This is a genomic window from Micromonospora sp. NPDC005979, assembly GCF_040614415.1.
In the GTDB taxonomy this organism is placed as follows: domain Bacteria; phylum Actinomycetota; class Actinomycetes; order Mycobacteriales; family Micromonosporaceae; genus Micromonospora.
This window is the reverse complement of sequence record NZ_JBEXUR010000008.1, coordinates 1-12,754: the sequence shown is the minus strand read 5'-3', so window position 1 is coordinate 12,754 and position 12,754 is coordinate 1. Positions and strand designations below refer to the sequence as shown.

Here is a 12,754-nt window from a genome sequence, read left to right as displayed (position 1 = left end):
GGGGCGGTCCGGCCCACGCTGTCACCGGTCGTCTCAGGCCGCCGCGCGTTCGGAGAGCGGACGCCGCCGTCGCGCCGGGTCGGTCAGGGAGCGCGGGCGGAAGGCGGCGTTGGGCTCGTACCGGTTGGTCCCGGGCGGCACGATCTCGTCGATCCGGTCGAGGGTCGCGTCGTCCAGGGCGAGGCTCGCGCCCTTGAGCAGGTCGTCCAGGTGCTGCATGGTCCGTGGTCCGATGATCGCCGAGGTGACCGCCGGATGGGCCACGGTGAAGGCGATGGCGAGTTGTGGCAGTGTGCACCCGATGTCCGCCGCGAGGTCGACGAGTTGCTCGACGATGTCGAGCTTGGCCGCGTTCTCCGCGATCGTGGGATCGAACTGCGCGGGCCGGAGAACCGCCCGCCCGGTCGACAGGTCGACGTCCCGGCCCTTGCGGTACCTGCCGCTGAGGAAACCGAAGGCGAGCGGACTCCAGACCAGCACCCCCATGCCGTAGCGCTGGCAGACCGGAAGGACCGACGTCTCCACCCCACGGGCGAGGATCGAGTACGGCGGCTGCTCGGTGCGCAGCCGGCCGAGGCCGCGACGCTCGGACACCTGATGTGCCTCGACGATCTCCTCGGCGGGAAACGTCGAACACCCGAAGGCGCGAATCTTTCCCTGGCCCACCAGGTCGGTGAGCACCGAAAGTGTCTCCTCGATGTCCGTCGAGGGGTCGGGGCGGTGCACCTGGTAGAGATCGATCCAGTCGGTACCCAGACGCCGGAGGCTCCCCTCGACCGCCTTGAGGATCCACCGCCGCGAGTTGCCGCCCTGGTTGGGCCCCTCACCCATCGGAAAGTGGACCTTGGTGGCGAGGACGACGTCGTCGCGACGCCCCCGCAGTGCCTTCCCCACGATCTGCTCGGACTCACCCCGGCCGTACATGTCGGCGGTGTCGACGGCGTTGACGCCGCTGTCGATCGCGGTGTGGATGATGCGGACGCACTCGTCGTGGTCCGGGTTTCCGACGGCACCGAACATCATGGTTCCGAGGCAGTGGGTGCTCACCTCGATGCCGGTGCCGCCGAGCGTGCGGTAGCGCATGCCGATGCTCCCCTGGCGGTGTCGTAACGATCAGGGGGACCCTAGGAGCTCGAGTCGGCTCTAGGTCAAGCCTCGCTACCCTGCTCGACATGGCCGAGGACATCGCGAGTCTGAGCATCGGGCAGGTCGCCGAACGCACCGGCCTGAGCGTGCACGCCCTCCGCTTCTACGAGCAGGAGGGCGTCTTCGTCGATCCGGTACGCCGAGGGCCCGGTGGGCGTCGCGTGTACAGCGAGAACGACGTCGACTGGCTGACCGTCTGCATCATTCTCCGTGCCTCGGGCATGCCGTTGCCCGCGCTCCGCCGGTACGCCGACCTCGTCCGGGCGGGCGTCGGCAACGAGGAGGAACGGCTCGCGCTTCTGCGCGAGCACCGCGAGCACGTCACCAGCCAGATCGGCAGGCTCACGCAGTGCCTGGACCTGATCGGCTTCAAGGTCGGGTTGTACGAGGATCTGCTCGACGAGGCCCAGCGCGCAATCGAGCCAGGTCGGCCGCGTCCTTCGGACGGCGGGGACGCTCCGGCATCCACACCGGGTACATCTGCTTGAACTCGATCTGGGCCGCCACCGAGATCGCCGGTACGACCAACGCGCCGATCCGGCCGGGCGGCGCGTCCAGCATCCCGGCCGGCAGTGGGGTGCCCGCCCAGGGGCCGGCGCCCACGGTCGGCCGACCGCTGTCGTCCCGGCCCAGGTACGCGACGCTGACCTCGACGTCACCGGTGAACAGTTCGAGCTGTAGCTCCGCCGGGATCCTCGGGTCGGGACGCCAGCCCCGGGCCAGCAGCAGTGCGGCGAGTCGCGGCTCGTCCTCGTGCCAGCAGTACCAGTCGACGTCGACGTGCGGGCGGGTCACCGCGCCGAGGTGGAAGTCCATCGCCCAGCCGCCGCGCAGCCACACCGCGAGACCAGCCGACGTGCTCACCTCGACCAGCTCGGCGATGCTCGCCAACTGGCGACGCGCGAGGTCGTCCATCGGGCCACGGTACCGGCGGGAGGCGTGCGCGTCCGACCCCCGCCCCGAGCCGACAAGGCCGCTGACGTCGGCGTTCAAGCAGGCTAGACTAACCCCCTAGCTAAGCGAGAGGGCTGCGCCATGTCGGCTGACGCCGTGCACTACAACATGCATGATGCCAAGACCCATCTGTCGCGCATCATCGAACGGGTGGAACGCGGCGAGGAGATCATCATCGACCGGGCGGGTACCCCGGTGGCGAAGGTCGTACCCCTGGTCCGGCGGGCCAACCGCACCGCGATCGGCTCGCTCGCCGGCGAACTGGACCTCTCGGGTGACTGGGACTCACCACGGACCAACGCCGAGATCGCCGAGGACTTCGGCATCGGCGCATGAACCTGCTGCTGGACACTCACGTCGCCCTCTGGGCCATCGCCGGCGACCCGGCCCTCGGCCCCGAGTTGCTCGACCAACTACGCCACGAGCCAGACATCTTCCTCTCCCCGGTCACCCTGTGGGAGATCACCATCAAGCAGAGCACCGGGAAACTCGCCGGACCGCCTGACCTTGCGGAGCGGGTACGAGACATGGGCTTCCGGGACCTTCCGGTGACCCCTGCCCACGCCATCGCCGCTGGCCGCCTGCCACCACATCACCGCGACCCCTTCGACCGCATGCTGGTGGCGCAGGCGATCACCGAGGGGTTGACCCTCGCTTCGCGCGACGCGTCGATAGCCCTGTACGACGTGGACGTCCTCAAGGTGTGACCGGACGGCTCGGCCGGGTGCCGGGTGGGAAGTTGCTAGCGGGCCGGGCGTGACTCGTAGCGGGTCAGCGCCGTGCGGGCGTCGAGGGGGAGGCGCGCGCCGGCCGCGCTGTCGCCGTAGAGGGTCCAGCGCAGGAAGTCGGTCGTCGTGGCCAGCACCGGTGCGAACCCGGGACGGTCCGGCGTGAGGTACTCGCCGTGCCCCTGCCCGACGACGCCGAGGAAGGCAGCCGGACCCCGGGTGCGCCCGTACGCCGCCCGCCCGACCGTCACCGGCACCACCGGATCGGCCGTGCCGTGCACGAACAGCACCGGGGCGTTCGGTCCGGCGAAGCTACCGGGCAGTCCGCCGCCGGCGATCACGATGCCGGCGCGCAGCCGGGTCGGGTGGCCCTCGGTGAACATGCCGGCGGTGGTGAAGCCGCCCGCCGAGTGACCGGCGGCGGCGATCGACGCGAGATCCAGGTGGCCGGCGAGCGGATCACCCGGGTCGCGGTCGAGGCGTCCCAGGTGCCGGATCAGCCGCCAACCGTCGGCGGGCTGGTTACGGACGTCCGCCCGGGTGAAGCGCGCGGCGTCCGAGCGGGTGTGCGGGTACGCCGGCGCGGCCACCACGAACCCGGCCGCCGCCCAGCGGGTGGTCAACCCGGCGTGCAGTTCGGGCCGGCTGTGCAGCCCATGGCTGTAGATGACAACCGGGAATCGCCCGGCGGCCACACCGTCGGTGCCCGCCGGATACCAGACGGTCACCGGCAGGGGGCGCGCCGAGCGCGGATCGAGGGTGAGCGTACGCACGCCGACGGTGTACGACCCCTCGGGCGCTCGGCGCGCGGCCGGTGGCCCGGTCGACCCGCCAGCCACGGCGGAGGCCGGCGCGCACCCCGCCAGCAGCGCTGTCACCAGTACGGCGACCAGCCGTCCCGCCCCCACTGTCTCACCGTAGGCGTCGGGACCCGCGCGACGACCCCGCCGTCCGGCCTGCCTCTGCCCGCCACCCGGCCGGGTCGCCTCCGCCGCCCGGCCCGACCCGACGCGACCACGGGAGGTGGGGGCGGTGCGTCGGCCGGCGCTTCGCTAGGGTCACCGGCATGGCTGAGAACTACACCGACCCCAGCGGCAACACCGAGGCGTTCCGTGCCTTCACCCAGACGCCGGAGGCCACCGGCCCGGCCGACGCGCCGTCCCGGCTCCCCCTCATCGTCGGCGCGGCGGTGGTCGTGGTGCTGCTGGTGGCCCTGGTCGTCTGGCTCGCCTAGGCCTTCCCCACCACGTCCCGGGTCTGCCGGGCGATCTCCCGTTCCTCGTCGGTGCGGATGACGCAGACGCTTACCTCGGCGCCGTCGGGTGAGATCACCCGGTCACCCTGGCCGTGGTTGCGGGTGTCGTCCACGCTGATGCCGAGCCGGTCCAGGCCGGCCAGCGCGGCAGCCCGAACGTCGGCGGCGTGCTCGCCCACCCCTGCCGTGAACGCGATCGCGTCGACGCGGCCGAGCAGCGCGTAGTACGCCCCGACGTACCCGGTGATCCGCCGGCAGTAGACGTCGAACGCCAGGACGGCGGCCGGGTCGCCGTCGGCCCGGCGGTGCAGCACCTCGCGCATGTCGTTCGCGCCGGTCAGGCCGAGCAGGCCGCTGCGGTGGTTGAGCAGGTCGTCGATCTCGTCGACCGACAGTCCGCCCTCGCGCCGCAGGTGGAAGATCACCGTCGGGTCGAGGTCGCCGCTGCGGGTGCCCATCACCAGCCCCTGAAGGGGCGACATCCCCATCGAGGTGGCGACGCTGCGGCCACCGGCCACCGCGCAGGCGCTGGCCCCGTTGCCCAGGTGCAGGGTGATCGTGTTGAGCTGCTCGTACGGGCGGTCCAGCAGCTCGGCGGTACGCCGGGAGACGTACGCGTGTGAGGTGCCGTGGAAGCCGTACCGGCGGATGTCGTACCGCTCGGCGGTGTCCCGGTCGATCGCGTAGGTCGCGGCGGCCTCGGGCAGGGTGTGGTGGAACGCCGTGTCGAAGACGGCGACCTGCGGCACGTCCGGCAGGGCCGTCCGGGCCATCTCGATGCCGGCCAGGTTGGCCGGATTGTGCAGCGGGGCGAGCGGGACCAGGTCGCGGATCGCGGCCAGCACCGCGTCGTCGACGACCGTCGGGGCGCTGAACGTCCGGCCGCCGTGCACCACGCGGTGCCCGACGGCCGTCAGCCCGTTCAGGTCCAGCCCGTCCAGGATCTGCCGGACCGCGCTGGCGTGGTCCGCCGGGCCGCCGCCGGCCTCGCCGACCCGCTCGACGGTGCCCTGCCCGAGCGTGCGGTCCCCGTCGTAGAGCCGCCACTTCACCGACGACGACCCGCAGTTGAGCACCAGGACCCGACTCATGACGCCTCCCCGGCGGCCGCCTGGATGGCGGTGATCGCCACCGTGTTCACGATGTCCGGTACCAGCGCGCCCCGGGACAGGTCGTTCACCGGCCGGCGCAGGCCCTGCATCACCGGCCCGACGGCGACCGCCCCGGCCGAGCGCTGCACCGCCTTGTACGTGTTGTTGCCCGTGTTGAGGTCCGGGAAGATGAAGACCGTGGCGTGGCCGGCGACCTTGCTCTCCGGCAGTTTGGTCGCCGCCACCGCCGGGTCGATCGCCGCGTCGTACTGGATCGGCCCCTCGACCAGCAGGTCGGGCCGGCGTTCCCGGACGAGCGCGGTGGCCGCGGCGACCTTCTCCACGTCGGCGCCCGCGCCGGAGCTGCCGGTGGAGTACGACAGCATGGCCACCCGGGGCTCGATGCCGAACCGGGCGGCGGTGTCGGCCGACGAGATCGCGATGTCGGCGAGTTGGGCGGCGTCCGGGTCGCGGTTCACCGCGCAGTCGCCGTAGACCAGCACCCGGTCCCGCAGCAGCATGAAGAAGACGCTGGAGGCCACCGAGACGTCCGGCACGGTACGGATGATCTCGAACGCGGGTCGGATGGTGGCGGCGGTCGTGTGCGTGGCGCCGGAGACCATGCCGTCGGCGTGCCCGGTGGCCACCATGAGCGTGCCGAAGTAGTTGGGCTGGGCCACGATGTCGTACGCCAGCTCGGCGGTGACGCCCCGGTGGGCGCGCAGGCGCGCGTACTCGGCGGCGAACTCGTCGTGCCAACCACTGCTCGTCGGGTCGACGAGCCGCGCGTCGCCGAGGTCGATGCCCAGCTCGCGGGTGCGCCGGGCGATGTCGTCGGGACGGCCGAGCAGTGTCAGGTCGGCCACGCCCCGGCGCAGCAGGATCTCCGCCGCCCGCAGGATCCGGTCGTCGGTGCCCTCGGGAAGCACCAGGTGGCGGCGCTGCGAGCGGGCCCGGTCGATCAGTTCGTTCTCGAACATCAGCGGGGTGACCCGCGTCGAGCGGCTCACCCGGAGCCGGCGGGCCAGGTCGTCGGTGTCCACGCAGCGCTCGAACGCGCCCAGCGCGGCCTCCACCTTGCGCGGGTTGGCCACGCTGGGCCGCCCCTCGATCCGGCTGGACGCCTCGACGGTGTCGTAGCTGTCGCTGCTCACGGACAGCACCGCCAGGCCGGTGTTCAACCCCTCCACCAGCCGCATGACCCGGGGATCGGGCTGCTCGCCCAGGGTGAGCACCAACCCGGCCACCGAAACCTGCCCGGCCACGTGGGCCGCGCTGGCGGCGACGAGCAGATCGGCCCGGTCGCCGGGGGTGATCACCAGAGCCCCCTCGGTGAGGTGGCCCAACAGGGTCGGCACGTGCGCCGCGCCGACCACGAAGTCCAGCACGTCCCGCCCGAGCGCGGCGTCGTCTCCGGCCAGCAGGGTGGCGCCGAGCGCCGCCGCCACCTCGGCCACCGTCGGCGCCGACACGCTCGGCACCTCCGGGATGGCGTACGCGGGCACCGGCAGCTCGGGCAGCGTCATCGGCCCGGGCACCCGGTTGGCGATCACCGCGAGCACTGTCGCGCCGAGGTCGGCCAAGTCGTGGTACGCCCCGCGCATGGCCGCCGCGACGGCCGCCGGCTCCTGCTCGTAGCCGTCCACCACCGGCACCACCACGCTGCCGAACTCGGTGGCCAGCCGGGCGTTGAAGGCCAGCTCGCGGGGGTGCGCCGGGTCACCCGGCTCGTCGAAGTCACTGCCCACCACGACCACCGCCGGGCACTGCCGCTCGACCGCCCGGTAGCGCTCCACGATCGCGGAGATCAGCTCTTCACGCCGGCCGTCGGCCACCAGCGCGGCCGCCTCGGCGTAGGTTGCCCCGGCCAGCTCGGCGACCGGCACCTCGACCCGGTACCGCTCGCTGAGCAGGGCGAGGATCGAATCGGGGCCGGTGTCGGCGACCAGCGGCCGGAACACGCCGATCCGCCCCACCTGCCGCGACAGCAGTTCGGCCAGCCCGAGAGCGATGGTCGACTTACCCCCGCCCGAACCCACGCTGGTCAGGTACACGCTGCGAGCCACAGCCCCACCCTAGAAGATCGCGAGCGGGTCGAGCCTCGTGGGCCGAGAAGGGAACCCGGGATCGCGCGTTTGGTCGGCCGGGCGGTGAGGGTGTTGAGGTCGCCCTTTGCTCTGCTTCAACCCGCGCAACACCCGGTGTCCGGATATCGGACGCTCGCTGTTGCCTCCGCTGAAGCAGAGCAAAGGAGGAAAGTCGCAGGTTCCCCCCTCCGGCGGCGTCGAGCCCGTCCCCGCCCGCCGAGGGCCGCGGGGTCTTCGTACTGTCAGGCGTCTTCGTCGTCGGGGTCGTCCAGGCGGGCCAGGTAGGTTGCCAGGCGCTCAATGGGGGTTTCGAACTCCGGGTTGAGGTCGACGAAGTCGCGCAGGCGCTCGCCCAGCCACTCCAGGGTCACCTGCTCGTCGCCCCGGCGTTCGACCAGTTCCTCGATGCCACGGTCGGTGAAGTACACGGCGTACGTCCTCTGCTCGGCCCAGCCCGGCGCGGGCCGGGCGGCTGGATCGGGTTGTTCCGGCCGCTCGACCCGGCGCGGGCCGGGCTGGGCCGACACGAGCCGGGGCAGGGACCGTCGAGAAACGGCCCTGCCCCGGCTCGCGGATACGGTCAGATCACGGGCGGGGGAGTGCCGCCTCGATGAGCGCGGTCTGCTCGACCTCGTGGGTCTTGGCCGAGCCGACCGCCGGGGCCGCCGCGGCCGGGCGGGAGATCCGCCGCAGCCGGACGTCGGTGAGGTGCTCCAGCAGGTTGAGCGCCACGAACGACCAGGCGCCCTGGTTGGCCGGCTCCTCCTGCACCCAGGCGAAGTCCTCCGCGTTCGGGTACTGCGCCAGGGCGGCGCGGATCTCCTCGACCGGCAGCGGGTAGAGCTGCTCGATCCGGATGATCGCGGTGTCGGTGACGCCGCGCTCCTGCCGGGCCTGGAACAGGTCGTAGTAGACCTTGCCGGAGCAGAGCAGCACCCGCTTCACCGCCTCCGGCGCCGGGGCGGCCGTGTCGCGCAGCACCGGCTGGAAGGTGCCGGTGGTGAAGTCCTCCACGGAGGAGACGCAGAGCTTGTGCCGCAGCAGCGACTTGGGCGTGAACACCACCAGCGGCTTGCGCTTGGGCGACAGGGCCTGGCGGCGCAGCAGGTGGAAGTAGTTCGCCGGGGTCGTCGGGATGGCGACCCGCATGTTGTCCTCGGCGCACATCTGCAGGAACCGCTCCGGGCGACCGGAGGTGTGGTCCGGGCCCTGGCCCTCGTGGCCGTGCGGCAGCAGCAGGGTCACCGCGGAGCGCTGACCCCACTTCACCTCGCCGGACGAGATGAACTCGTCGATCACCGACTGGGCGCCGTTGACGAAGTCACCGAACTGGGCCTCCCAGGCGACCAGCGCGTTGATGTTCTCCACCGAGTAGCCGTACTCGAAGCCCATCGCCGCGTACTCGCTGAGCAGCGAGTCGTGCACGAAGAACCGGGAGCGCTCGCCGTCGCCGGTGAGCGACTTGAGCGGCAGGTAGTCGTCCCCGGTGCGGGAGTCGACGACCGACGCGTGCCGCTGGACGAAGGTGCCGCGACGCGAGTCCTGACCGGCGAGGCGGACGGTCACCCCGTCGTGCAGCAGCGCCCCGAACGCGATGATCTCGCCGTACCCCCAGTCGATGTTGCCCTCGACGGACATCTTGGCCCGCCGGTCGAGCAGCTGCTGGATGCGCTTGTGCGGGGTGAAGCCCTCCGGCAGGTTGACGTGCGCCTCGCCGATCGCCTTGACGACGGCGGCGTCGGTGGCGGTGTCGACAGCCGGCTCCGGCTCCTCCTCGCGGCGCGGCCGGTTGAGCTGGCGCGGCGCGGCGGCGGCGTCCCGGGTGGCCTTGAAGACCTTCTCCAGTTGCGCCTGGTAGTCGCGCAGCAGCTCCTCCGCGTCCTCCACGGTGATGTCGCCGCGACCGATCAGCTCCTCGGTGTAGAGCTTGCGCACCGAGCGCTTCGAGTCGATGATCTTGTACATCTGAGGGTTGGACATCGACGGGTCGTCGCCCTCGTTGTGGCCGCGCCGGCGGTAGCAGACCATGTCGATCACGACGTCCTTGTTGAACGTCTGCCGGTACTCGAAGGCCAGCCGGGCCACCCGGACCACGGCCTCCGGGTCGTCGCCGTTGACGTGGAAGATCGGCGCCTGGATCATCCGGGCCACATCGGTGCTGTAGAGGCTGGACCGGCTGTACTCCGGCGCGGTGGTGAAGCCGACCTGGTTGTTGACCACCACGTGCACGGTGCCGCCCGTGCGGTAGCCGCGCAGCTGCGACAGGTTGAGCGTCTCGGCGACCACGCCCTGCCCGGCGAACGCGGCGTCACCGTGCACCGCCAGCGGCAGCACGGTGTAGCCCTCCAGCTTGAGGTCGATCCGGTCCTGCTTGGCCCGGACGATGCCCTCCAGCACCGGGTCGACGGCCTCCAGGTGCGACGGGTTCGCCACCACCGACACCTTGACCGCGTGCTCGCCGTCCGGGGTGGTGAACTTGCCGTTCTGGCCCAGGTGGTACTTCACGTCGCCGGAGCCCTGCGTGGAGCGCGGGTCCAGGTGACCCTCGAACTCCGAGAAGATCTTCTCGTACGGCTTGCCGACGATGTTGGCCAGCACGTTGAGGCGGCCACGGTGGGCCATGCCGATGACGACCTCGTCCAGGCCGTTCTCGGCGGAGGACTCCAGCACCTCGCCGAGCAGCGGGATCAGCGACTCGCCGCCCTCCAGCGAGAAGCGCTTCTGGCCCACGTACTTGGTCTGCAGGAAGGTCTCGAACGCCTCGGCCGCGTTGAGCCGGTTGAGCACGTGCTTCTGCTCGTCGGCGGACGGCTTCTCGTACTTGCGCTCGATCCGCTCCTGGATCCAGCGCCGCTCCTCCGGGTCCTGGATGTGCATGTACTCGATGCCGACCCGGCGGCAGTACGAGTCGCGCAGCACGCCGAGGATCTCGCGCAGCTTCATCCGCTGCCGGCCGGCGAAGCCGTTGACCGGGAACTCGCGGTCCAGGTCCCACAGGGTCAGTCCGTGCTGGAGGACGTCCAGGTCGGGGTGCTTGCGGATCTTGAACTCGAGCGGGTCGGTGTCGGCCATCAGGTGGCCGCGTACGCGGTACGCGTGGATCAGCTCGTGCACCCGGGCGGTCTTGTTGATCTGACCCTCGGAGTTGACGGCCACGTCCCGCATCCAGCGCACCGGCTCGTACGGGATGCGCAGCGAGGTGAAGATCTGGTCGTAGAAGCCGCGCTCACCGAGGATCAGCTCGTGCATCACCTTGAGGAACTCGCCGGACTGCGCGCCCTGGATGATCCGGTGGTCGTACGTGCTGGTCAGCGTGATGACCTTGCTGACCGCCAGCTCGGCGAGGGTGGCCTCGGACATGCCCTGGTAGGGGGCCGGGTACTCCATCGCGCCGACGCCGATGATCGCGCTCTGCCCCTGCATGAGCCGCGGCATCGAGTGCACGGTGCCGATGCCGCCCGGGTTGGTCAGCGAGATCGTGGTGCCGGCGTAGTCCTCCATGGTCAGTTCGTTGCGCCGCGCTCGCCGGACGACGTCCTCGTACGCCTGCCAGAACTGCCGGAAGTCCATCTGCTCGCAGCCCTTGATGGAGGGGACCACCAGGTTGCGGCTGCCGTCCGGCTTGGCCAGGTCGATGGCGATGCCGAGGTTGACGTGCGCCGGGCGGACCACGGCCGGCTTGCCGTTGGCCTCGGCGAACGAGTTGTTCATCTCGGGGTGCTCGACCAGCGCGCGGACCATCGCGTAGCCGACGAGGTGGGTGAAGCTGACCTTGCCGCCCCGCCCACGGGCGAGGTGGTTGTTGATCACGATGCGGTTGTCGACCAGCAGCTTCGCCGGGACCGCGCGGACGCTTGTCGCGGTCGGCACGCTCAGCGAGGCGTCCATGTTCTGGACGATCTTGGCGGCGACACCCCGTAGCGGCGTGGTCTGCGGGCCGTCGGCGGTCGGCGCGGGCGCCTTCGCGGCCGGCTTGGCCGGGGCCTGGGTGGCCGGCGCCGGGGCGCTCTTGGCCGGGGCGGGCGCGGCCGCGGCGGGCTTGGCCGGCGCGGCAGTGGCCGGCTTCGTGGCGGAGGGCTGGGTCACCTTGGCCGCGGCCTCCGGCTGGCCGTCCGGCTCTGGGGCGGCGGCCGGCTTGCCGGCGCTCTCCGGGCGCGGTGTGGCGGCGCCGGGCGCTGGTCGATAGTCGGCGAAGAAGTCGTGCCAGGCTGAATCGACGCTCGTGGGGTCGGCGAGGTACCGCTGGTACATCTCCTCGACGATCCACTCGTTCGGGCCGAAACCCGCCAGTGGGTTCTCCTGCGAAGTCTGCTGGGTCGACACGGCCGGTAATCGCCTCTTTCACGCGGGTTTGTGTGTCACGCGGTGTCCGTCACGCCGATCAAGGAGAACGGACAGACGAGTCCCAGGCTACGCCGTACGGATCGCCCCGGCATTTCCGCCTCGGTCGGGTGGCCCGATTCACAGAAGATGCCAGAAGTTCGGCAACCCCTGCGGCGATCGTCGCCGGCTGGTACGGCGAGATTGAGTATCCCGACGGATGTCTCGGTCGGCCCTCCTCCACCAGGATCGGGCGCATGGATGGACACGGGGCAGGGGGGCGCTACGGCAGGAGCATGGGGGTGGCGGCCGGCTGGTACGTCACCGCCATCGCAGCCGTGGCGGTGGGCACCACGAGCGTGCCGAGCACACCGGTGGACGACGACTGCGCGGCCTGGTTCAGTTGCCTGTCGCCGGGGGAGTCGCTGGCGTTCGTCGCGCTGGTGTGGGGAGCACCGATATTCGTCGGGGTGATGTTCGTGACGGCGCTGGTGGCCGCGCTGGCCGTCCGGCTCGTCCCGTCGGCCGTGGTCGCCGGGACACTGGCCGCGGTGGTCAGCCTCACGCTCTGCGGCGCCGTCCTCGCGGGGCTGGTGTGAAGCGGCTCGGCCTCGGAGGGCTCTTCTTCGCCTGGCTCTACGGGGTGCCGTTCCTGCTGCTGGTGGGCCTGATTCGACGCGTCTCCGCGCCCTACACGCCGACGTACGCCGAAGCCAAGGCGTTCGGCGCGACCACCGATGACCTGCTGACGACCGGGCTCCTGCTCAACGGGGTGCTGCCGGTGATCGGTCTGCTCCTGGCCGGACTGGCCGGCGAGGCGATGTGGCGTCGGCACTTCGCCGGGGCGTTCGCCGGGGTGGTGCTGATCTACGTGGCGGTCGCGGTGGTGGGAGGCCTGGCGAGTGCCGCACTGATCGGACACGTCCCCGCCGACCAGGAACCGGCCCCGCGGATCACCCAGTGCATACCCATCAGCGGCGGCCGGGGCTGCCCCGGCGGCTGACGCCCGTGCGGCCGTGCCGCCGCCGCCACCCCCGATTGCGAAAGGAAGGGCCCCTTACTAGACACCAGGCGTTAGCTTGGGTTCTAGGGATCGTTGCAACGCCTGACCTGATCAGGGGTTGCAGTGTTCGAGATCCGTGGGGATCGCCGGCCGCAGGGGCCGAAGAAGCT

The 12,754-nt window shown here is 71.4% G+C and carries 13 protein-coding genes; 6 read left to right on the top strand and 7 right to left on the bottom strand.

The genetic code is table 11. From position 1 onward, the window contains the following. Positions 1-33: 33 nt before the first annotated feature. The gene (locus tag ABZ272_RS14980) at positions 34-1,083 is read right to left on the bottom strand and encodes an aldo/keto reductase (RefSeq protein WP_355050519.1); all 1,050 of its coding nucleotides are present in this window, start codon (positions 1,081-1,083) and stop codon (positions 34-36) included. Between the two features lie 89 nt (positions 1,084-1,172). On the opposite strand from ABZ272_RS14980, the gene ABZ272_RS14975 reads away from it, so the two are divergent. Further along, positions 1,173-1,634, top strand: a complete 462-nt coding sequence (locus ABZ272_RS14975; protein ID WP_355050518.1) for a MerR family transcriptional regulator — start codon at positions 1,173-1,175, stop codon at positions 1,632-1,634. Here ABZ272_RS14975 and ABZ272_RS14970 read toward each other — a convergent pair. Beyond that, entirely contained in the window at positions 1,516-2,061 is a 546-nt protein-coding gene (locus ABZ272_RS14970) for an aminoglycoside adenylyltransferase (protein ID WP_355050517.1), read from the bottom strand. The two genes, ABZ272_RS14975 and ABZ272_RS14970, sit on opposite strands and share 119 nt — an antisense overlap. 120 nt (positions 2,062-2,181) lie before the next feature. Between ABZ272_RS14970 and ABZ272_RS14965 the strand changes: the two genes are divergently transcribed. Both ABZ272_RS14965 and ABZ272_RS14960 read left to right on the top strand, forming a co-directional pair. After that, positions 2,182-2,436: a type II toxin-antitoxin system prevent-host-death family antitoxin gene (locus ABZ272_RS14965; protein ID WP_355050516.1), complete on the top strand. Its 255-nt coding sequence runs from the start codon at positions 2,182-2,184 to the stop codon at positions 2,434-2,436. Beyond that, entirely contained in the window at positions 2,433-2,807 is a 375-nt protein-coding gene (locus ABZ272_RS14960; RefSeq protein ID WP_355050515.1) for a type II toxin-antitoxin system VapC family toxin, read from the top strand. The genes ABZ272_RS14965 and ABZ272_RS14960 overlap by 4 nt, the downstream gene beginning before the upstream one ends. Positions 2,808-2,842: 35 nt before the next feature. Here the strand turns inward: ABZ272_RS14960 and ABZ272_RS14955 are convergent, their stop codons facing one another. Next, positions 2,843-3,736: an alpha/beta hydrolase gene (locus ABZ272_RS14955; RefSeq protein ID WP_355050514.1), complete on the bottom strand. Its 894-nt coding sequence runs from the start codon at positions 3,734-3,736 to the stop codon at positions 2,843-2,845. A 158-nt stretch (positions 3,737-3,894) separates the two neighbouring features. Between ABZ272_RS14955 and ABZ272_RS14950 the strand changes: the two genes are divergently transcribed. Continuing rightward, positions 3,895-4,062, top strand: a complete 168-nt coding sequence (locus ABZ272_RS14950; protein ID WP_355050513.1) for a hypothetical protein — start codon at positions 3,895-3,897, stop codon at positions 4,060-4,062. Here ABZ272_RS14950 and ABZ272_RS14945 read toward each other — a convergent pair. From ABZ272_RS14945 to ABZ272_RS14930, 4 genes are all read right to left on the bottom strand, one after another. Further along, positions 4,059-5,174: an acetate kinase gene (locus ABZ272_RS14945; RefSeq protein WP_355050512.1), complete on the bottom strand. Its 1,116-nt coding sequence runs from the start codon at positions 5,172-5,174 to the stop codon at positions 4,059-4,061. The genes ABZ272_RS14950 and ABZ272_RS14945 overlap by 4 nt on opposite strands. After that, positions 5,171-7,240, bottom strand: a complete 2,070-nt coding sequence (gene pta / locus ABZ272_RS14940; RefSeq protein WP_355050511.1) for a phosphate acetyltransferase — start codon at positions 7,238-7,240, stop codon at positions 5,171-5,173. Before pta ends, ABZ272_RS14945 begins: the two co-directional genes overlap by 4 nt. Before the next feature lie 263 nt (positions 7,241-7,503). After that, positions 7,504-7,689 carry a DUF6104 family protein gene (locus ABZ272_RS14935; protein WP_139582193.1) on the bottom strand — a complete coding sequence of 62 codons (186 nt, stop codon included), beginning with the start codon at positions 7,687-7,689 and terminating at the stop codon, positions 7,504-7,506. A 157-nt stretch (positions 7,690-7,846) separates the two neighbouring features. Continuing rightward, positions 7,847-11,584 (bottom strand): multifunctional oxoglutarate decarboxylase/oxoglutarate dehydrogenase thiamine pyrophosphate-binding subunit/dihydrolipoyllysine-residue succinyltransferase subunit, encoded by a 3,738-nt coding sequence (locus ABZ272_RS14930; protein ID WP_355050510.1) that lies wholly within the window; start codon positions 11,582-11,584, stop codon positions 7,847-7,849. A 254-nt stretch (positions 11,585-11,838) separates the two neighbouring features. Here ABZ272_RS14930 and ABZ272_RS14925 point away from each other — a divergent pair, with 254 nt between their 5' ends. Beyond that, a complete protein-coding gene (locus ABZ272_RS14925) occupies positions 11,839-12,180 on the top strand; it encodes a hypothetical protein (RefSeq protein WP_355050509.1) in 342 nt (113 codons plus the stop codon). Beyond that, positions 12,177-12,584 (top strand): hypothetical protein, encoded by a 408-nt coding sequence (locus tag ABZ272_RS14920; RefSeq protein WP_355050508.1) that lies wholly within the window; start codon positions 12,177-12,179, stop codon positions 12,582-12,584. Before ABZ272_RS14925 ends, ABZ272_RS14920 begins: the two co-directional genes overlap by 4 nt. Positions 12,585-12,754: the final 170 nt, after the last annotated feature.